Origin of the sequence: Veillonella sp. oral taxon 158, from assembly GCF_018376515.1 — a bacterium.
Classification (GTDB): domain Bacteria; phylum Bacillota; class Negativicutes; order Veillonellales; family Veillonellaceae; genus Veillonella; species Veillonella rogosae.
The window spans coordinates 61082-81435 of the sequence record NZ_JAHABE010000001.1 but is presented as its reverse complement, the minus strand read 5'-3'; the positions used below and the strand labels follow the sequence as shown (position 1 = coordinate 81435).

The window sequence follows — 20354 nt, the reverse complement described above, 5'->3', positions numbered from 1 at the left end:
TCTATATAATTATTTCGTCAAAAATATTCTTTACATACCGATTTATATTATAATTAACTTACAATATATGTATCTCATCTCTTAAGGAGCTATCTCTCATGAAAGAATCTACTAACCGTACCCTAATTACTAATCCCAAAAACATTATCTGTATCGGTTTAAACTATGCAGACCATATAGAGGAAACTAGTCTTGCTACACATGATTTTCCAGAAATCTTTATGAAAACATCTAATGCATTGGCGTCACATCAAGATATAGTTCCAATTCAAGATAAAAACCTTCATTATGATTACGAAGGAGAACTGGTTATCATCATTGGTAAGGCTGGTAAAAATATATCTCGTGAACAGGCCAGAGACCATATATTAGGCTATACCATTGGAAATGATGTTTCAGCTCGAGCCTTACAATTTAGAGGCTCTCAATGGATTCTCGGTAAATCTTTAGATAATTTTGCCCCTATTGGTCCTACTATTGTTTCTCCAGATGATTTTGATTTTGACAATGCCACTATTACTACAACAGTAAATGGTGAAATACGTCAACAAGCCAAATTACAACAAATGATGTTTAAACCGGACGCGATTATAGAATTTGTATCTCAATATATTACACTACAGGAAGGTGACATTATCTTTACTGGTACTCCTAGTGGTGTTATACTCGGTAAAAATGAAAGTAAATACTCTTGGCTTAAGCCTGGTGATACTGTTGCTATTACAATTAGCGGTATTGGTACCTTAGAAAACCAATTCATTTAATATGGATAATTAATAAAGAGATTACCTTTATGTATATCTAACTACACATAATAGTAATCTCTTTTATTATTTTAACTTTGTTATTATTTCTTTTGTTATTATCAATATTTTATATTAATTAATGCTTTATTTATGCTTTGCCTCTAAGTCTAGCATATATCTCTTTCGTTCCATGCCCCCTGCATAGCCAGTTAATTTTCCATTACTACCAATCACACGATGACATGGAATGATAATAGATATAGGATTATGTCCTACGGCACCGCCCACAGCTTGAGCAGACATTTTATCTTTACCTTGCTTTTCAGCTATTTGTTTGCCAATATCTCCATAGGTTGTAGTTCCCCCATAAGGTATGGTTTGTAATATAGACCATACAGACTTACGAAACTCTGTCCCCTCTAACTGAGTCGGTGGTGTAATAAAAGGCTTTTTACCATTAAAGTATTGGTCTAGCCACATTTTAGTCACTTCAAAAGGGCCTGTTAGTTGTTCGATATATTCCGCATCATCATAACTCGGTGCATGTGCTTCATCTACAAAGAATAAGTCTGTTAAGTAGGTTAATGTACCAAGCATAATCATAGTTCCTAATGGACTTTCATAGGTGTATTTATAATTCATAGTACATTAACTCCTTCTAAAACTAACCAATCATACATAACTTATTGTAAGTCATATTAAATGATACAGTATTTTTATGAATTTCAAAAGGTGTAGGTTCCTATTCCCTATTAATGGGTACATATAAAGTATCTATATTATGATAATAATTTGTTGTAGATATCATAATCTATATCCTTAAATACATTAAATACTACTTGTATTTTACTATTCGTTTCTTTTAAATAGGTTCGTACCGTATCTATAGCAATCTGTGCTGCTTCTTCATTAGGGAATCTAAACTCACCAGTAGAAATACAACAGAATGCAATGGAGTGTAAGTTATAAGCATTGGCTAGTTGTAAACAGGACCGATAACACGAAGCTAGTTCATCTTTCTCCTTATCTGTTACCTCTTCATAAATAATAGGTCCCACCGTGTGAATTACATGCTTTGCCGGTAAATTATACCCATATGTCATACGAGCCACACCCGTTTTTTCAGGCATTTCCATATACTCAGTCATTCTAGCACATTCCATGCGAAGCTCTATACCAGCAAAGGTATGGATTTCATTATCGACACACTTATGATTTGGAGCAAAACATCCGAGCAATTTATTATTAGCTGCATTTACAATAGCGTCTACAGATAATCGAGTAATATCTCCTTGCCACAAATAAATCTGAGGCTCTCGCTCTTCCATATCACTAATCGTTACGAGCCCCTTTTCATGGGCCAATATATTTAAATATTCAGACTCTATCTTCATCCATTCAAGAGACATTCCACCAGCAGGGCGAATATTACATAAAGATTTAAAGAGAGTAAATTGCTCTTCTTCATTTACAGGGATATCTATATGTTCCTTATGCCTCTCTTTGTATTCTGCAACTAAGCCTTCAACTAAATAGCGTAACCGTTCTTGCTGTATCATATGTAACTCCTTTTTGTATTGACTATACGTTCACCTATTATATAACAAAAAACTGCTAGCACATATGTATATGCTAGCAGTAACTTTACTGTGATTATATTATACTATATTATATTCAGTTTTAAGGTCTTACAAACGCTTGCCCCCCATGGTTGACAAGGACATCCCCATCTAATACCTTTGTGGTAACGTTTTGTAAGCTACCTTGGATTTGGCTCATCATGAAGCGATAGCCTGGACTATTTACATGTTTAGTGAGGGCTGCTTGGTCGCTATAGATTTGAATGACATACCAACGATTTTTTACATTTCTTTCACGAAGCACATAGCCAGCCTTATAACCCGCATCATCGCGTACGGCCCGTTCAATATCGAGTTGGTATTGACGTTGTACTGTGTCGATATCATTGCTATTAACAGTAAACTCTGTTAATGTCACTACTGCTTTATCATCATTGACGATGGATAAAGCATCTTTTTTCTCAAGCAATAATACAGATTGTACATCATACATTTTACGATTTGTTAATTTAGAACCTACTTCATTAACAAAGGCTTGATAATGTTCGGATTTGCGATGTGTTTCAATAGCAGCTAAATCTTTATAAATCTCTACTACATAAGACTCAGATGGATTACCTTTTACATGCGCTACATTCATAGATAATGTATTAGGTTCTTTCTCCATAGATGATGTTAGATTGGCAACACCTGCACTGTTATATGTGCCCTGTAACTCTGTAGGAACTTGATAGTGATACATGCCTACACTAGGTGCTGTGTCTAAACCTTCATCACGTTCCATAACAAGTGCCGCAAAGGATGTACTAACACCTAATACAGCAATCGCAGAGGTTACAAGAATACGTTTTAATAATTTTCTATTCATACATGCTCCAGTTCGACTAAATTACAATGTAATATATTCTACTATTGTACCATGTTCTTCAATAAGTTTAACTAAGTCTTTTCCCTGTAGCCATACGGTAGCATCATTTTGATTAGGATGTATACCAATTAGATTATCTTTATAATCCGCATCAATGTAGTAATTTACCTTACGGTCTTCATCGTGGAGCAAACAAAATGGAGACACGTGACCTGGTTTAATCTTCAAAATATCCCATAGCTCTTCTTCAGAACCAAAGGAAATCTTTTTAAGCTTATGATCCTTACGGAACTGTTTTAGATCCACACGCTTGGAACCACGAACGGTAATCAAATAATAATGTTCACGTTTATGGTCTCGAATGAATAAATTCTTTGCATCCCACTCAGGATATGGCAACTCTACATTGGGCTTATCATCCATACTAAATAGCGGTGCGTGATCCGTAATTTCAAAATCGATATGATGGTCACGTAGGCAATCATATACGCCTTGTTTATCTAACATGTAGTACCTCTAATATAATTTGGTGAAAGTAAACATCATAGTGAAAGCAACTATATATGTGTTAATTATACACCAATCTTATTCTGAGACTGTATAGGTTCCATCAAATACAAATAACTCTGGATGTTCATGTACAAATACATCTTCAAAGATTCCTTCATATTCATAGACTACATCATCTTTTCCATCTAGAAAATCAAATACCTCATCGTCCCATTCTTTTAAAATGGTCCATCGTTCTTCTCTATTAAATGGAACAGAACCGCCAAAGTAATCGATTACGGATTGTAAATTATCTGCTAGTATATCCATCTTGAAGAGGCGTAACCCTGCAAGAGCATCTTCCCATACAATGCCTGTAGAGTTATAGAAGAACTGATGATGCCCACCATTATTAACCTCAGCGAAATACCAGCATATAGCGTTAAGATATCTTTGCTCTACGGTGAACCCTTTTGCAGATTCTAAATAGTTATCATACGAACCATAAATATTGATAGTCCAATAGGCAGGCTCATTTATAGTCCACATATCATCTGTAGCTAAAATTTCTTCTACAGTGATAGTTCGTTGACGAGGTACACCTTCTCTTTTCTTCTTTTTCTCTGCTATATACTTGCTATAGTTTAAGCATAAATCAGGATAGTCAACTTCACATTTTTCAAAATCCATTTGTAAACGGCACATATCCATGACTTCAAAGCAGTATTCCTTTATATCATTGCGACCTTCTTTAGTCGCTAATCGTACACCATTATCTACTAAAGCTAACATCTGTTGCATATTCTCTGATGTATAAGCCTCATGATTAGTAGAAGCAATAGATCCATGGGAGTACGCACAGCGATAATGCCACACTGCATCTCTATGTTCTGTATCGATGGTCTTAAATACTTTAATAGCTTCTTCTGGTTTATCGTTATTGTTATAGGCTCTACCAAGCTCGCCTAATAAAGGTACAGATAAGTTATCGATGCCAACCCCCGTCAATACATCGATAATGATTTCCTCTTGACCGATATCATTAAGATCTTTAATAGTTTGTAACTGTTCAGCATCAGACAAAGATAAAAATTGCTCAACACTCATAGACATACAATACACTTCCCCTCATATCATTAATATGTATATGAACTCATCTTATCATAATAATAACAAACAACACAAAATAATAATCACAAAACAATAACTGACTAATTTTAAAATAATAGTTTATAACAAAACAGCTATTTACTAGCTACCAAGCCATACGACAAATACAGGAGTACCTTCATCATCATCAGAAACATCGTCGGCATCGTCAGCATCGAATTCATGGTCATCATAGGCTAGATTTTCAAAGAATACATGATCACCGAGTTCTTTATTGGCCATTAAGTTATGTAGCTTGAAAAGAAGCTCTTCAGTAGTAAAGTACTGGCCATTATCTGCTTTTAGGCGAGCATAGATTTCAACTTGCCACATACCATCTTCTTTATCGTATTCTTCTAATTCATCGTCTTCGTACAAGTATTCATTAGGATGAAGCTGACTTTTACTTTCAATCCATGCTTCATAGCTTACAAGAATTTCAGGCTCTACTAATGGCGGTAAATTATCACGATTAACATTATGCTCTTCTAAGCATTCATAAAACGCCTTAAGAAACTCTTCTCTAGTATAAGTAGTTTTATTGAAAACCCAAGGAATTCCCTTAAACTCATGATAGTAACCTTCATATATTTTATTACCATCTTTATCAGTACCGAGATATTCAATCTGCTCAGTATTCTCATCCTTGTTAAACAGCTTTTTAATCGTATCAAAAATCATAGGATAATCCTCCTTGTCATCCTTTGAACTAATAGAGGTTAATAGTACTCTACTACTTCACAACACCAAACTAATCTATGTATCTAAAGTAGCTGTTTTGCCATTTTTATGGCAATATATCAGCCATCAATAGCAAAGTAATTTAAATCTTCAAACTCATCGTCCCAAAATTCAAAGCAAAATATATGCGTATAATCAAAGGTTTGTTCACAATATGTTACAGTACCTAGCTCTGGATCAATTTGAGGGATACCGATCCGTTCTTTCACATCATCTATAGTAATAGATTCATCATACATTTCTCGAATGTCTTCAAGCATAAAAGCAGCAATCTTATCAATATTTTTATGGTAATTTTTGGCAAGAACTTTTACAGTATCTAAATAATCACCTGATGGTTTCTCATCCCAACAGAATTCTAAGCCTTCATAAAGAAGTCTATAATCACAATATCTCTCATTATATACGAGTTCATTTTCACTCATAGGCAGCCTCTCGCTCATCACAATGCTTTGATTTCAAAATCACTAAAATACTTTCTCAATATTTTACACGAAGGCTATATAAAATAACGTAGCCAAAAGCACAAAAGTACAATAATTTAATGTATTTTATTACTGTTATAAGTTTGCGTGTATAGTAAGTGCCCTTCGCATAAGCGAAGGGCTAATCTATTATATCTCTATTAGTTAGCTACCACAGCATGTATAGAATACAGGTATACCATCTTCGTTATCTATAAGCCCGTAGCCTTCACATTCATGGCCTTCGTATTCAATACCTTCAAAGAATACGTGATCACCCAGTTCTTTATTGGCCATTAGATTATGCAATTTAAAGAGCAACTCTTCTCTTGTAAAATATGTACCATTATCCGCTACGAGATGAGCCATGATTTCTACTTGCCACATACCATCTTCTTTATCGTCTTCAAGTAGTTCTTCGTCGGTTACACGTTCATTATCAAAGAGTTGGTCTACACTTTCAATCCAAGCTTCATAGGTTACTAGAATTTCAGGTTCATCTAATATATCATCGCTATCTGCTTGATACTCATCTACATATTTCTCTACTACTTTATTGTATTCTTTTGAAAACTCTTCTCTACTATACGTATGTTTATTAAATACCCAATGGACTTCATCATATGTAGGATAGTTAACTTCTTCATATTCATTAACATCTTCAATATCTTTACGTTCTGTAGTATCTTTACTATTTTTCTTATCGTAGAAATTTTCAATGGTTTCAAATATCACAGGATAATCCGCCTTGTACTCTTTTGGCTTAATTTGAGTTAATAGATATTTTACAACTTCACAACACCAACCAAGTTGTTTATCTAAATGGTCATCTTTTGTCATTTTCATGGCCGTCTCTATTAACTGTAAAGCTTTCTGTACATGTTCAGATTCGTAGCTTTCACCACATGCTAAAGACGCATGAGCATAGCCACACCGATAATACCAAGACCAATCACGATGTGCCTCATCTATACGATTAAATAACTCGATAGCCTCTTCTGGTCGACCATTATTGTTATACATACGTCCTAAGGTGCTTAACAATATAGGCGACAAATTATCAATGCCCATGTTAGTTACTAGCTCCATAGCACGATCAACATCTAGGTCCTCTTGTTCGTTAATGAGCTTAACCTTTTCCGCATCACTTAAAGATTGAAATTCTTCATCCGTAATCTCTTCTATACTGATATATAAGTTCTTAATAAAGTCACCAAAGTTATTTGCTAACAGAGTGATTGAGTAATCACCTTCTTGGTCAACACGTACTACCTTAGGTTCACCAGTAGGACCACACTCACGATAATCGAGGAAAATCATATCATGACCACCAGAAATCGTATCGGCTACAACGATACCGATAGGAGGATACTCCCATTTAGAAATCCAAAACTCGTTGCCAAACTGTCCAAAGATAGAATTCTTTTTATCTCTATCAATGCCATATATGCCGGTTACATATACACAGTCGCCATTATTATTTATAAAGCAGTTCTTATTCAATACACCGCCATTATGATTGTTAAGTAATTCAATATATGCTACAGGCAATGTATAGCCTAGCTCAGATTCAGCATCCTTAATATCCTTATCCGTAACAGGTTTACCTATATAGGATTCAAATGCATAATCAACATCGTTCCAAAACCCATTCCAATCAAAGTTTTTTAGATTACTCATAATACGCTCTCCTAGTTGCATAAATTATCTTAATCAAATAGTTTCACATCAGTGGAATATTCTTTAATTAAAGCTTTTACCCTGCGTCGTATCAAAATGGTATCAACCATATAGGAAAAAATGATATAAGGAGATACATTTATAATCCCTATAGGCGCTAAAATAAGTGCTACTCGCAATAGGTCAAGTGAATATGCATACCACTTAAAATCGATGGTATTTAAAATGGGTGTGACATAGTCAAAGACTTTTATCTCCCATTGCATTAGCGGGTTTAATTCTTCACTTGTTCCTAATAGCCAAACAAAAATTACAGCAAAAATCAAACAATATAATATGCCAACTGGAATCAATATCTTCGCTCTCTTTTTTAACAGATCACGGCAAATCTCATCTTCTTCCTCTAGTGTTACATCGTATACCATATTACATTCAATCTGAATCCGTCTAAATCGATAGCGAATATACTTATACAAAAGGTTATTCGGTGTATATAGCATAATAAGCTCCACAGTATCCTTTACAGGCTTTCTATCTCAGGTCTTAAATCTAACACGATTTCCCAATCATCTAATGATGGCACCTTATGATGAGCAATAAAATCTTCTATTATCTGTAATACCTCTTGATGGCCCAGCTCATTCTTACCATATATGATGGCGCCTCGGTCACCATCATTAGTTACACTAAGCTCTATATGTAATAAATCGGTATCTTGATCACTACAAACCTGTACAAAGTTATATAGTTTATTATCTATGGCGATTGGCTTTGATGGAGAAATAACTACAAAGTCTTGCTCTTGGTCCTCAATAGCATACAGATTTTGTTCAACTTCATTCAGTGTAATACATTCATATTTATAGGTACCTACATCAATGGACCAATCCGTATATGTTTTCTCAAATGTATCTGTCATATGTATTGCCTCTCCTTTACGATATACCCTAAAACAAGGTTTCTAATTGACCTGCCATATCGGACATAAACTCATCAAATTTACAAAGCTCTCGTAGTTCTTGATGTTCTACATCATAACAAGAAATCTTTTTAGTTTTAGGGTCCCATACAATTTGCCACTCGTTATACTCGCCCAGTTCTTTAGATAAACGCAATAGATTACGACGACCTAATTTAAATGGAATCGTATCAATAAGTGGGAAGAACTCTATAGATATAAAATCGGAGTCTGGCAATTCAAAGTAAAGTTGTTCGCCCGCTAAAAAATTCACTAATGCTTTTGGTAATTTAAATGGCTTTAACTGATCCATTTTATTTTGTATATCATGAAACTCAGCAGGCTCTAAGGATTTAAAATACTCTGCCATTTCCATATCGCCTTTTTCAATAGCAATGCTATAGGCGCGCATACCATCCTTTTCCGTGATGGTCACGTCAGCGCCATGTTCTACCAAGTATTTACACATCTTTAAATCTACATACCGTGCTGCTACGCACAATGGCGTTGGCTTAAAGGGATATACAGAATCAGGCTTATTGTAGTTAATATCTACACCATTATGAATAAAGAAATCTAGAACCTCATAATTTCTATCTGTAATGGCATTTCTGAAAGCTTTACCGCCATACTTCTGTACCGTATGGCCTAAGTCATGAATAATCTGTAAATGATTATATTTCTTGCCATATAAGGCAGCTCGAAAGGCATCTACTTTTACACGGTTCAAGGCGTGAAAATTAGCACCATGAGTCACAACATAGTCGATAATCTCTTTATTACCATACCGTACAGCTAATAAGAAACTTGGATTTTCTTCATCATTAAGATTAGCGCCATTCTCCACTAACCATTGAATACTTGGCAAGCAACACATAACAAGAGCTAATTCTAAAGGTGTATGCTCACTATACTCACCAATTTCTATAGGTATATTAATATCCCAACCATTGGCTAATGCATTTTCTAAAGCGCTAATATTTCCTGTTACAATATCTGTTACGATATGAGGCACAGATTCAAATGTACCTAAATCTTTTAACTGTATCATGTCACTCTCCCATGAACTATATATTTAAAATGATTATCACTAATTACATTATATTACATTTATAAGTATGAGTGTATAGTAAAAGCCCTTCGCTTATGATATGTACCCCCTTTACTGGTTGTCCAGTAAAGGGGGTACATATCATAAGCGAAGGGCTTAATTATTATTTTTCTATTTCAATTCCATTAAGATATGCAAACTTAATCATATCAGCTCCATAAAACTCTCCTTCATCTAATAAGATACTTTCCTTCGGCAAGTCTTTCAAATGATTATAAAAGCCAATATATTTACTTCTTAACTTATCTTTTTCTATTATTTTATTAAAATATTGCTGAGCTTTATCTTTCCCACCAAAGTGATAAATATAATACAGTAAGTTATGATCAATTATATCTCCATCTATAAACTTTTCAATATTACTTTCTGTATCTTCAAAATCATCAAATACTGGTATGATATGTTCCTTAAGTAATTTGCTAACTTCATCTACAGTATACTGATAGCTTGCTCCTGCTAATTGCCACCAGTGCCAAGCTTTTCTATTTAATAAGCTTCCAAGTTCTCCGCCATAAACAAATCCATTATGATAATTAGCCTTCTTCATATCTTTTGAATAGATAAAAACATGTGGAACAAATTCTACACTACACGCATAATTATTTCTGTTAGCCTGAAAGTATATCTCAAAAGTAAGGTCTTTATTTTTAGATGATTTCTTTAACTTCTGACCTTTACTAACTACCTTAAAATCAGGGAATTTACTTGCAATCTCTTGCCAAGCTTTTTCACATAATTCTCTAGGTTTCATGATTATAAAAGTACTCCTCCAATATTATACGGTTAATTATTTTATAGATTTCCTTCAACTACTATAACAGATGTATGTTGAAGTGCGTCCGTTATCCAAGCAATAAATGTGTTTAAAAACTCTTTCTCTTCTTTACTAAAGTTTATAAGATCAACTTCAATATTATGAATTATTTTAATCCAGTAATCTTTCTTAATCCAATTATCAAAGCATACATCAAATCTATCTCTTTCAGTATTATCTGATGCATCTATAATAGGATACACTTGATTAAAATAAGAAACTAAGATATCAAAATCTGGACTATAAACCCGTAATGGCTTTCTATAACAGTGCCAATCCTTCCAACTTGATGAAGAGTCAGCCATATCAGTAATTTTTAGAGGATTAAAATCTAATCGTATGTGCTCACCTAATGGTGCATTAAGCCTTAACTCCATATACTCTTGTTTTTTATAATCCATTGGTTTTAGCCAGACCATATATAGTTAACTCCATAAACTTATAATACAAGGTATTATTTTATCTCTTTATTCCTAGTGTGCAAATCCATTATATCGTGCGTTATCATGAGAGTTAATACTGGATTTCTCTACGCTCTCAATACCTATAAAATATTATATCAATCTTTCTCTTCCCTATATCTAGCATAATTTTATCTGTAAAAAATAGAGTTATTTTTTTACACGATACACCATATCCCCGCTATTCCAAATATACATAATGACAGATACTGGAGGTTTTTCATCAATCCAAAGCCAACCTGTATATGTAGTTGTATTGGCAAAATAGCCTTCCGTAATTATTTCAAATTCTGAGTCTACATACTCATTCATAAAATCACGTAAACAAATGGACTTGCCATAAAATCTACCTTCGCCTAACGTTTTGTTAAATATTAGTACCTTACACAAGTCCACATCACAGTCTTTAAAAGATATTTCACCGGAAAATGCTCTTTCCTCACCGTCAACCAATTGATACATTTCGTCAACTGTTAATGTTAATGTTTTATTATGAATTCTGATTCCATTTACTTTACTACCATAAAGACTGAAAAGGATGTTACTCTTTCTATCATGTATAAACTCCATATTATTCCTCATAAACCAAAATCTAGAATTATAGTTCATCATACTTCGTCTACGTCTCATGTTCTTGGACGCCTATCACATGGGCAGTGCTAATGCTTACTGCGTCACTTCGTTTCTAGGGATCAAAACCACCGCCTCAACGTGGATTGAGTGAACACCAAGTATATCAGGTAGTTGCGTTTGTATGTGGGAATATATCCACATACTTTTTAACGATAGCATAAGGTTATCGTTAAAAGGTATTACCTCGACAAACTGAGAGTTGTTATTTAGTTTATAATCGTATTATTTTATTAGCTATATCTTCTACAAACCTCTTATCGTGTTCCACAAATATAAGTGTAGGTTTTGCTTCTTTTATAATTTCCTCAATCTGTATCCTTGATATTACATCTATATAATTTAATGGTTCGTCCCAAACAAATATATGAGCCGGCTTTGATAAACTTACAGCAATTAAAACTTTCTTTTTTTGTCCATCGCTATAGTTCTTCATATCCATTTCAAACAATTCTCTTGCAAAATCTAATTTCCTAAGAATTATTTTGCACAATGTTTCATCAACACCTTGCTTATGAATATACTCATTTAGGTGGCCTGTTAAATTGGATGTATCTTGGGGAATATATGATATTTTTAAATTACTTGCTAATTTTACATCACCTACGTACTCGTGATTTAGACCTAATACAATTTTAATCAAGGTTGATTTTCCGCTACCATTACCCCCATATATAGCCACTATATCTCCTTGCTTTATATCAAAACTTACATCACTTAATATCTGCCTTTTTCCATAATATGAAGATAAATTTCTAACCGATATTAGAGGATTTTTGTGGTGATGTAACGGACGCAATAATAGACTTTCTTTTGTTTCAATATCTTTTAGTAAATTCTGTTTTTCTTCTATTGTCTTATTTTGTCTATTCTCCAAATTCTTAGATTTTTTCATCATCTTGGCTGACTGATGACCTATATGTCCCTTATCCGGCTTTACACCTGATACTTTTACACCGTTTTTGGTATTTTCAATTTTATAAGACCAGTTTTTACTTTGTCTTGCAGCTTCTTTTAATCGTTTAATATCTTTTCTTAATTTCTCGTTTTCACTAATTTCAAATTGATCTTTCATCAATTTGTTTTCATGCCATGATGTAAAATTTCCTGATTGAACATCAATAGAGTTTCTATTAATCGAAATAACATGATTGATACAGCCATCTAAAAAGTCTCTATCATGAGATATAAGTAAAAAACCTTTTTTATTTTTCAGATATTCACTTACAATTTTTCTCCCGTCCATATCTAAATGGTTTGTTGGTTCATCTATAAGTAAAAAACCATCTTCTCTTGTAAACAAAATAGCTAAGAGAATTTTTGTTTGTTCTCCTTTGGAAAGTGTTTCAAACTTTCTATAAACAAGACTCTCATCTACATTTAGCAAATTAAGTTCTCTATATAATTTCCATTCTTCCTCATCTGAAATTAGTTCTTTATATAACTCAATTACCAATTTTGAAGTATCACTTAAATTAGGTGGAAATTTAATAAAATCAACACTTTTGCTGATTTTCCCCTTATAAACTTCTTGGTTTAGCAGTAGCTTAAATAGTGTTGATTTTCCAATTCCATTTCTTCCTATTAGCCCTATTTTCCAGTTTGTATCAAATGAAAATGATACATTTTCAAATACAGGTTTTACATAACCATAATATGAGAAATTGAGGTTTTCAATTTTAATTGTAGACATAAAAATACCCCCTCAAATTCAAATTTGATTATTTCTTTAGTTTTGGTACAGGTAAATCATCATACATTGAATTAAATAAGCCATTTAAAAATTCTTTGTTGTCAACATCATCTACCAATAGCATTTCCTTTGCTCCATCATATGGTAACTCATACTTTGCATTTGGCATATATGCTATTGCGGATTTAACAGGTTTCACTAAAAACCTATCATCATAAATTCCACCAACAATTTTTCCGCGATAATAAACAATGTATTCACCCATCATTGATCTATATGTTATTTCTTCCAACTCGGATAGTTGTTCTAAAATAAAATCTAAATATTCTTTACTTGAAGCCATAACCTGTACCTCAAAAAATTTTAATTCGTCTACACTATTTTAATAATTATATTAGATCTATATATTGGGACTTCAGTTTGCAGTAGCACGCAGCCAATCATTCTTCACTTCGCTCGAATTCTTGGACATCCCTGCCCAGTGCTAATGCTTACTGCGTTATTTCTTTCCTAGTAAGCAAAGCCACCGCTTCGACATGCGCTGTCATTGGAAACATGTCTACAGGTTGTACTTCTTGTAGTTCATAGCCATAGTGTGTAAGGATTTCAATGTCTCGTGCCATGGTAGCTGGGTTACATGATACATAGACAATGCGTTTTGGTTCCATGCCAGCTGCAGAGGTTAGTACTTCTTCTTTACAGCCTGCTCGAATTGGGTCAAATACAATTACGTCTGGTCGTACGCCGGCCTTGTAAAGTTTTGGCATTTCTACGGCTGCATCAGCGACGATGAATTCTGTATTATCATAGCCATTGCGTTTCGCATTTTCACGAGCATTAATAATGGCTGGTTCTACGATTTCAATACCTATTACATGTTTAGCTTTATGCGCCAAAAACAATGAAATGGTCCCCGTACCGCAGTACGCATCAATAACTGTTTCATCCCCTTTTAGATCCGCATAAGTTAATGCTTGGTCGTAAAGCACTGTAGTTTGTTCTGGATTCACTTGGAAAAAGGAGTGTGGAGATAAGGTAAACCGTAAATCTTTAATATGATCTGTAATCGTCCCATCCCCATAGAGGATATTATTTTTAGGGCCTAGTATAACATTAGTTCGCTTACCATTTACGTTATGAACGATAGTTTCTATTTGAGGAATTCGTTCTGTTAATTTTTCTACCCACTTTTCTTGGTGTGGTAAGTAATCTGTAGCAGTTACAAGGATAATCATCCATCCAGATTGTCCAATGCGCCCGATTACATGGCGTAGTATACCTTTGCCTGTATGTTCATTATACGGTTCAATATCAAATTCTTTAGCGATTTGGTAACACGCTTGAGCAATGATATTATTCCCTTCATCTTGAATAGGACAGTTTGTACCTTGTACGATATCGTGAGATCCCATCGCATAGAATCCCATTTGAATATCGCCTTTAGTGCCGCCTACAGGCATTTGCATTTTATTGCGATATGCCCATGGTTCTTTGGGTCCTAATGTAGGCTTAACAAGGTCTGGATTTTGATGACCAATGCGTTCGATAACGTCCTTCACCTTTTGTGTTTTTAGTGAAAGCTGTCCTTCATAGGTAATGTGTTGTAGTTGGCAGCCTCCACAGAATCCATAAAGATCACAACTTGCATCGATACGATTGGGAGCCATCGTAACAATTTCTAAGAGGCGCCCTGTAGCATAGGTTTTTTTAACCATATCAATAGCTACTTTCACAGTTTCTCCAGGCAAGGCAAAAGGAACAAAGACAGTAAAGTCATCTACACGACCTACCCCTTCACCGCTGCTACCAATACCGTGAATTATGACGAGCACTTCATCACCTACTTTAACAGGTGCATTGAGTATAGCTTGTTGCTTTTTAGATACTGTACCACTAGTGGTCTGGCCTTGGTTAGAACGAGCCCCTCTTCTATTCTGTTGTTTCGATTTATGTTTACGAGATGTACGACCTGTACCGTTCATTACGCGTCTCTTTTCTTCCAAATTTTAATAATACCTGTCACAACGAGTACGAAGAATACTGTCCCTACTTTCACCAGTAATTCTTCCCCTTGAATATATTGAACAAGAAGTGGATCTTCCACAATCATTTCGCCTGCAACCCAGCCAAGGAGTGCACCACCAGCCCAAAGAATGGCAGGAAATTTATTAATAATTCGAGCAAATAATGTAGAGCAAAATACGATAATTGGAACAGTAATTAACATACCTGCAATAACAAGCTCTAAATGACCTTTAGCGGCTCCTACTACACCGATGACATTATCAATACTCATCATAGCGTCAGCTACAATAATCGTCCAAATGGCACCCATTAATGAATTCTTAGCTTCGATATGTGCATCTTCATCGCCACCTTTTAATAATTGAATGGCAATCCATACAAGTACAAGGCCACCACCTAAGTGAATAAGAGGAATTAAAGTAAGAGCCTCTACTAAAAGAGTAGCGAATACAAGGCGCATTACAATGGCACCTACTGTACCCCAAATTACGGCTTTCTTTTGTAGTTCTGGAGCTAGCTTACCTGCTGCCATACCGATAACAACAGCGTTATCTCCTGCTAATAAAATATCTATTAAAATGATTTTACTAATGGTTATCCACGTAGCAACTTCTAAAAATTCCATTCTGTACTTACCTCAATTCAGTCTACTAATTCTATAACTATCCCTTAACTATACCATAAATATTGTATTTTCTCATCTATACATGAGGCTTAGTCCTTATGATGATTTCTATTAAGAATATTTTTGTCAAAAAAATATCTCTCCTCCTATTACTAGAAGAAGAGATATGTTTCATTATTTTTTTAGTTTATTTGCTAATAGAGATGCGCCTACTACGAGGATCACAGCTCCGATTTTGATGAACAAAGCATATGGTTCAACAGTGTGAGAAATCAATTTATCTTCCACGCTCATAGCAGCACCTACCCAAGCGAGGATACCACCACCTACGTATAGGATAATTGGGAAGCGTTCAATTACTTTCACAAACAAAGTACTACCATAAATGATGATAGGTACAGTGATAAGCATGCCAATAGCAACTAATGTCATGTCACCACCAGCAGCACCTACTACGCCGATAACATTATCGATGCCCATGATACCGTCCGCAATGACAATTGTCATGATGGCAGCACGTAAATTATCTTTAGCCTCAATATTATGCTCGCTTTCATCATCAGCAACGAGCTTGTAGCCGATCCATAAAAGAAGGATACCACCTACTAAACGTAGAGCAGGAATGTTGTTTAACGCTTCTACGAATAAGAATGCCATAACAAGGCGTAGAATAATGGCACCTGCAGTGCCCCAGAATATTGCTTTTTTCTGTAAATGAGCTGGCAAGTTACGGGCCGCCATACCGATAACGATGGCATTGTCACCAGCTAATAAAATATCGATAACGATGATTTGAAGCATCGCTAATAAGCCTTGTACAGTTAAGATGTCCAATGTATCCTCCTTAGAATTAAACTATAGTATATATATTATAATCGATATAGTTAGGTAGTGTAAAATTCAATTATTAACATATATATACATTTTTCTCATACATTCTTCACCTTAATGAGTGGGAGTTCATAACTATTTTTATTCTCAAAATCAACAATATAATCGCTTTTTATTAATAGATTTAATTCCTATTAATTCTAGGTTTTATCTATTAAATTAAGCGATTTTATGATATTGTATAGTATATCAATAAAAGGGAGGTAAGTATGTATCAAACATATTCTATATTACAAAAGTTATGGTTGTTCATTAAGCTATTTACTCCTATGTGTATAACGCAATTTTCCCTTATAGGTGGTACTTTTATAGCCATCTTTTTAACGGGACAATATAGTACGATAGATTTAGCTGGGGTCGCTACGGGGTATAATTTATGGCTCCTCTTCTATATCTTTGCACAAGGAACTTTAATGGGTATCACACCGATCATTTCTCAGCTATTGGGAGCTAAGAAAACAGATGATATTTCCATGATTTTCCATCAAGGTCTTTTCATTGGTACAGGCCTAGCATTTATCATTTTACTAATCGGTATATTGGGTCTTCGCCCATTACTGACTACGTTAAATTTAGAACCTGCTGCTGCTGAGGTTTGTGTTAGTTATCTGAAAGCTTTTGCCCTTGGTTTATTCCCTCTACTTTGGGTAAATACTTTGCGTAATACAGTTGATTCCCATGGGTTAACACATTACTCTATGGCTATCGTTTTTACAAGCTTTGTGATTAATGTATTCTTAAACTATGCACTCATCTTTGGCCACTACGGTTTCCCTGAAATCGGTGGTGTTGGCGCGGGTTACGGTTTAGCTGGTGCTTGTTGGACCAACTTTATCCTCTTTAGCTTGGTTATTCTATTACATCCGAAGCTTAAAGGTTATCGTATTTATAAAGACTTTAAAGGTCCAAGCTTCCACTATATTCGTGAGCAATTACATGTGGGTATTCCTATTGGTGGTTCTATCTTCTTAGAAGCTAGTATCTTTAGTATCGCTGGCCTCTTGATGGTTCACTTTGGATCTGCCGTAGTAGCAGCCCATCAGTCGGTTATTTCCTTTACTAATGTATTTTACTGCTTACCACTCAGTATTGCTATGGCCTCTACTATTGCCGTTGCTTACGAGCTTGGTGCAGGGCGTAAAAAGGAGGCCATTCAGTATTCTTACATCGCTCGCGTAATGGCCATCATCATTGCGTTACTCATTTGTGCTTTTACGTTCACCCATATGGATGATATTGCGGACCTATTCACAAATGATGATGAAGTATATGGTCTTATTTATCAATTCCTTGGATATGGCGTATTCTTTTCCGCTATCGATGCCATCGGTACTCCACTACAAGGTATACTAAGAGCTTACAAGGATGTAAAAGTAGTACTATACATCTCCCTCGTATCATATTGGGGCGTATGTTTCCCTACTGCTTATATCCTTGCTAAAAATCATAATTATGGACCATTTGGCGTATGGATTGGGTTACTCGCTAGCGTACTAGCAGCAGGTATATTATTCACTTGGCGTACTTGGTACATTCAGCGTCAACAAAAATAAATAATATATTTATACAGTAAAAGAGCATCTTACATAAGATGCTCTCTTTTATTTCAACATATCTTGTTTTTCTACCTTAGACATGCGGAAGAAATTATATAATGCTTCTGCCGTCTTATAGTTCATAGATTCCACCTTTGAAAGCTCATCAATAGATGCCTCTTTCATGGCTTCTAAACTATTGAAGTGAGCCCATAATGCCTTTCGACGCTTAGGCCCAATACCTTCAATATGATCTAGAATAGATTCTAAATTACGTTTTCCACGTAGCTTACGATGGTACGTAATAGCAAAACGATGGGCTTCGTCCCGTATTTGTTGAAGCAATTGAAGCTCTGGTGAACGGTGACTTAAGATAATACTTTCAGATTGTCCTTCTACAAAGACCTCTTCAATACGTTTAGCTAAAGAGATAACAGGCACATCTGTAACACCTACACCACGAATAAGCGGCAATGCTGCATTAAGCTGCCCTTTCCCACCATCGATAATAATAAGGTCTGGCATAGGCCAACCTGTTTCATTACCATAGCGTCGTTCCATAATTTCAGCCATAGACTTAAAGTCATCAGGTTTACCTTGCGTAGTTTTCAATTTAAAACGACGATACTCCTTCTTCACAGGCTTACCGCCTTCAAAGACAACCATAGACGCCACCGTTTCGGCCCCTTGTGTATGGGAAATATCGAAACATTCCATACGCTCTGGTAATCGCGGCAAGTCTAGGACTTCAGCTAATTTTTTAACAGCCCCACCGGTCTTATCAATTTGGTGTTGCCACTGACGACGACGCTCTTCTAGGAAGGTTTCTGCATTCTCATGAGCCATCTTAATCATGTCCATCTTATAACCACGCTGTGGCACAGATACGTCTACATTCTGGCCTTTAAGCTGTGTAAACCATTCCTTTAACAAGTCTCTATCGGTGCTATCCATAGGTAATAATAATTCCTTTGGAATGAAGTTTGTATCTCCATAGTATTGCTTGATAAAGTCCGTCATGATCGTTTCAGCACTATCACCATCATGTTGTACAAAGTAGTTCTCACGGCCTAATAGTCGGCCACCACGGATGAATAATAACTGTACACAAGCCATCGAGGTATCCCCTGCAATACCTAACACGTCTAAGTCGCCACGCTGTGTAACCATGCGCTGTTTTTCTTGGATTTTTTCTATACTAGTTAGCTGATCTCGATAACGTGCTGCATCTTCAAAGCGTAAGTCTTCTGCAGCAAGCTCCATCTTCTCTTTAATTTCCTTCAGCAAAGGAATAGGCTTACCTTCAAAGAGTTCTATAATTTCATCGATATACTTTCCATAATCCGATACGGAAATCTTGTTAAAGCACGGTGCTTCACAGTAATGCATATGATATTGCAAACATGGTCGCTCCACCTTCATAGACTTACATGTCCTGAGTGGATAGTACTGGCATATTAATTTCAATACTACATGTACAGATGTTACATCTGTGAAAGGACCAAAGTACTTGGCTCCATCGCGTTCTAGTCGGCGCGTCATATATACACGTGGGTAATCCTCTTGTACTGAGATTTTAACGTACGGATACGTTTTATCATCACGAAGCCTAATATTGTATTTAGGCTCGTGCTCCTTGATGAGCGTATTCTCTAAAATAAGCGCTTCCATCTCCGTCTTTGTTTGGATAATCTCCACATCGACGGCTCGCTTCATCATGGCCGCAACCTTCGGCGCTCGGTTCGCATCATTACGCACATAGGAACGTACGCGGTTGCGCAAATTAATGGCTTTACCTACATAGATGATACGGTTATATTGATCGCGCCATAAATACACACCTGGTGTGGTCGGCAAATGACTGACCTTCTCTAGTAATTCTTCAGATGGCATA

At 35.4% G+C, this 20354-nt stretch carries 22 protein-coding genes; 2 read left to right on the top strand and 20 right to left on the bottom strand.

Annotated features, from left to right (window positions below):
* Nucleotides 1–98 precede the first annotated feature (98 nt).
* A complete protein-coding gene (locus tag KH364_RS00390) occupies nt 99–764 on the top strand; it encodes a fumarylacetoacetate hydrolase family protein (protein ID WP_273297891.1) in 666 nt (221 codons plus the stop codon).
* Nucleotides 765–890: 126 nt separating this feature from the next.
* Here the strand turns inward: KH364_RS00390 and KH364_RS00385 are convergent, their stop codons facing one another.
* The 19 genes from KH364_RS00385 to KH364_RS00295 all read right to left on the bottom strand — a co-directional run bounded on the left by KH364_RS00385 (nt 891) and on the right by KH364_RS00295 (nt 16868).
* Nucleotides 891–1388, bottom strand: a complete 498-nt coding sequence (locus KH364_RS00385; protein WP_273297890.1) for a methylated-DNA--[protein]-cysteine S-methyltransferase — start codon at nt 1386–1388, stop codon at nt 891–893.
* Between the two features lie 137 nt (nt 1389–1525).
* Entirely contained in the window at nt 1526–2305 is a 780-nt protein-coding gene (locus KH364_RS00380) for a protein-ADP-ribose hydrolase (RefSeq protein WP_273297889.1), read from the bottom strand.
* A 121-nt stretch (nt 2306–2426) separates the two neighbouring features.
* Entirely contained in the window at nt 2427–3194 is a 768-nt protein-coding gene (locus tag KH364_RS00375; RefSeq protein WP_273297888.1) for an antibiotic biosynthesis monooxygenase, read from the bottom strand.
* 21 nt (nt 3195–3215) lie between these two features.
* Complete coding sequence (locus tag KH364_RS00370; RefSeq protein WP_273297887.1) at nt 3216–3701, bottom strand: YbaK/EbsC family protein; 486 nt, start codon at nt 3699–3701, stop codon at nt 3216–3218.
* A 78-nt stretch (nt 3702–3779) separates the two neighbouring features.
* Nucleotides 3780–4796 (bottom strand): DMP19 family protein, encoded by a 1017-nt coding sequence (locus tag KH364_RS00365; protein ID WP_129822931.1) that lies wholly within the window; start codon nt 4794–4796, stop codon nt 3780–3782.
* Between the two features lie 138 nt (nt 4797–4934).
* On the bottom strand, nt 4935–5513 hold the full coding sequence (locus KH364_RS00360; RefSeq protein WP_273297885.1) for a hypothetical protein: 579 nt from the start codon (nt 5511–5513) through the stop codon (nt 4935–4937).
* A gap of 119 nt (nt 5514–5632) precedes the next feature.
* Nucleotides 5633–5998 (bottom strand): hypothetical protein, encoded by a 366-nt coding sequence (locus tag KH364_RS00355; protein ID WP_195186011.1) that lies wholly within the window; start codon nt 5996–5998, stop codon nt 5633–5635.
* Nucleotides 5999–6202: 204 nt separating this feature from the next.
* Complete coding sequence (locus KH364_RS00350) at nt 6203–7717, bottom strand: SMI1/KNR4 family protein (protein ID WP_273297882.1); 1515 nt, start codon at nt 7715–7717, stop codon at nt 6203–6205.
* Nucleotides 7718–7746: 29 nt separating this feature from the next.
* On the bottom strand, nt 7747–8217 hold the full coding sequence (locus KH364_RS00345; RefSeq protein ID WP_273297881.1) for a glycosyl transferase family 4: 471 nt from the start codon (nt 8215–8217) through the stop codon (nt 7747–7749).
* Nucleotides 8218–8237: 20 nt separating this feature from the next.
* Nucleotides 8238–8636, bottom strand: a complete 399-nt coding sequence (locus KH364_RS00340; RefSeq protein WP_273297879.1) for a bacteriocin — start codon at nt 8634–8636, stop codon at nt 8238–8240.
* Nucleotides 8637–8664: 28 nt separating this feature from the next.
* On the bottom strand, nt 8665–9726 hold the full coding sequence (locus KH364_RS00335) for an ankyrin repeat domain-containing protein (RefSeq protein WP_005386941.1): 1062 nt from the start codon (nt 9724–9726) through the stop codon (nt 8665–8667).
* A 163-nt stretch (nt 9727–9889) separates the two neighbouring features.
* Complete coding sequence (locus KH364_RS00330; protein ID WP_273297877.1) at nt 9890–10537, bottom strand: DUF4304 domain-containing protein; 648 nt, start codon at nt 10535–10537, stop codon at nt 9890–9892.
* A gap of 41 nt (nt 10538–10578) precedes the next feature.
* Nucleotides 10579–11019, bottom strand: a complete 441-nt coding sequence (locus KH364_RS00325; RefSeq protein ID WP_273297876.1) for a BdrN protein — start codon at nt 11017–11019, stop codon at nt 10579–10581.
* Nucleotides 11020–11211: 192 nt separating this feature from the next.
* Nucleotides 11212–11631, bottom strand: coding sequence for a hypothetical protein (locus tag KH364_RS00320; protein ID WP_273297874.1), 420 nt, complete (start codon nt 11629–11631; stop codon nt 11212–11214).
* A gap of 274 nt (nt 11632–11905) precedes the next feature.
* Nucleotides 11906–13384: an ABC-F type ribosomal protection protein Lsa(C) gene (gene lsa(C) / locus KH364_RS00315; RefSeq protein ID WP_273297873.1), complete on the bottom strand. Its 1479-nt coding sequence runs from the start codon at nt 13382–13384 to the stop codon at nt 11906–11908.
* A gap of 28 nt (nt 13385–13412) precedes the next feature.
* Nucleotides 13413–13727, bottom strand: a complete 315-nt coding sequence (locus KH364_RS00310; RefSeq protein WP_024066714.1) for a TfoX/Sxy family protein — start codon at nt 13725–13727, stop codon at nt 13413–13415.
* Between the two features lie 148 nt (nt 13728–13875).
* Nucleotides 13876–15366 carry a 23S rRNA (uracil(1939)-C(5))-methyltransferase RlmD gene (gene rlmD / locus KH364_RS00305; protein WP_273297871.1) on the bottom strand — a complete coding sequence of 497 codons (1491 nt, stop codon included), beginning with the start codon at nt 15364–15366 and terminating at the stop codon, nt 13876–13878.
* Nucleotides 15366–16034, bottom strand: a complete 669-nt coding sequence (locus KH364_RS00300; RefSeq protein WP_273297869.1) for a TerC family protein — start codon at nt 16032–16034, stop codon at nt 15366–15368. The genes rlmD and KH364_RS00300 overlap by 1 nt, the downstream gene beginning before the upstream one ends.
* Nucleotides 16035–16208: 174 nt before the next feature.
* A complete protein-coding gene (locus KH364_RS00295) occupies nt 16209–16868 on the bottom strand; it encodes a TerC family protein (RefSeq protein ID WP_273297868.1) in 660 nt (219 codons plus the stop codon).
* Nucleotides 16869–17134: 266 nt separating this feature from the next.
* On the opposite strand from KH364_RS00295, the gene KH364_RS00290 reads away from it, so the two are divergent.
* Nucleotides 17135–18478 (top strand): MATE family efflux transporter, encoded by a 1344-nt coding sequence (locus KH364_RS00290; protein WP_273297866.1) that lies wholly within the window; start codon nt 17135–17137, stop codon nt 18476–18478.
* A 48-nt stretch (nt 18479–18526) separates the two neighbouring features.
* Here the strand turns inward: KH364_RS00290 and uvrC are convergent, their stop codons facing one another.
* Nucleotides 18527–20353 (bottom strand): excinuclease ABC subunit UvrC, encoded by a 1827-nt coding sequence (gene uvrC / locus KH364_RS00285; RefSeq protein ID WP_273297865.1) that lies wholly within the window; start codon nt 20351–20353, stop codon nt 18527–18529.
* Between the last annotated feature and the right edge of the window lies 1 nt (nt 20354).

What these genes read in the sequence shown, in the direction of transcription:
- KH364_RS00350 (WP_273297882.1), bottom strand. Translation starts at nt 7,717, where the DNA reads ATGAGTAATCTAAAAAACTTTGATTGGAATGGGTTTTGGAACGATGTT.
- rlmD (WP_273297871.1), bottom strand. Translation starts at nt 15,366, where the DNA reads ATGAACGGTACAGGTCGTACATCTCGTAAACATAAATCGAAACAACAG.
- KH364_RS00370 (WP_273297887.1), bottom strand. Translation starts at nt 3,701, where the DNA reads ATGTTAGATAAACAAGGCGTATATGATTGCCTACGTGACCATCATATC.
- KH364_RS00345 (WP_273297881.1), bottom strand. Translation starts at nt 8,217, where the DNA reads ATGCTATATACACCGAATAACCTTTTGTATAAGTATATTCGCTATCGA.
- KH364_RS00330 (WP_273297877.1), bottom strand. Translation starts at nt 10,537, where the DNA reads ATGAAACCTAGAGAATTATGTGAAAAAGCTTGGCAAGAGATTGCAAGT.
- KH364_RS00390 (WP_273297891.1), top strand. Translation starts at nt 99, where the DNA reads ATGAAAGAATCTACTAACCGTACCCTAATTACTAATCCCAAAAACATT.
- KH364_RS00360 (WP_273297885.1), bottom strand. Translation starts at nt 5,513, where the DNA reads ATGATTTTTGATACGATTAAAAAGCTGTTTAACAAGGATGAGAATACT.
- KH364_RS00300 (WP_273297869.1), bottom strand. Translation starts at nt 16,034, where the DNA reads ATGGAATTTTTAGAAGTTGCTACGTGGATAACCATTAGTAAAATCATT.
- KH364_RS00320 (WP_273297874.1), bottom strand. Translation starts at nt 11,631, where the DNA reads ATGGAGTTTATACATGATAGAAAGAGTAACATCCTTTTCAGTCTTTAT.
- KH364_RS00325 (WP_273297876.1), bottom strand. Translation starts at nt 11,019, where the DNA reads ATGGTCTGGCTAAAACCAATGGATTATAAAAAACAAGAGTATATGGAG.
- KH364_RS00335 (WP_005386941.1), bottom strand. Translation starts at nt 9,726, where the DNA reads ATGATACAGTTAAAAGATTTAGGTACATTTGAATCTGTGCCTCATATC.
- KH364_RS00385 (WP_273297890.1), bottom strand. Translation starts at nt 1,388, where the DNA reads ATGAATTATAAATACACCTATGAAAGTCCATTAGGAACTATGATTATG.
- KH364_RS00380 (WP_273297889.1), bottom strand. Translation starts at nt 2,305, where the DNA reads ATGATACAGCAAGAACGGTTACGCTATTTAGTTGAAGGCTTAGTTGCA.
- KH364_RS00290 (WP_273297866.1), top strand. Translation starts at nt 17,135, where the DNA reads ATGTATCAAACATATTCTATATTACAAAAGTTATGGTTGTTCATTAAG.
- KH364_RS00340 (WP_273297879.1), bottom strand. Translation starts at nt 8,636, where the DNA reads ATGACAGATACATTTGAGAAAACATATACGGATTGGTCCATTGATGTA.
- KH364_RS00310 (WP_024066714.1), bottom strand. Translation starts at nt 13,727, where the DNA reads ATGGCTTCAAGTAAAGAATATTTAGATTTTATTTTAGAACAACTATCC.
- KH364_RS00355 (WP_195186011.1), bottom strand. Translation starts at nt 5,998, where the DNA reads ATGAGTGAAAATGAACTCGTATATAATGAGAGATATTGTGATTATAGA.
- uvrC (WP_273297865.1), bottom strand. Translation starts at nt 20,353, where the DNA reads ATGCCATCTGAAGAATTACTAGAGAAGGTCAGTCATTTGCCGACCACA.
- KH364_RS00365 (WP_129822931.1), bottom strand. Translation starts at nt 4,796, where the DNA reads ATGTCTATGAGTGTTGAGCAATTTTTATCTTTGTCTGATGCTGAACAG.
- KH364_RS00375 (WP_273297888.1), bottom strand. Translation starts at nt 3,194, where the DNA reads ATGAATAGAAAATTATTAAAACGTATTCTTGTAACCTCTGCGATTGCT.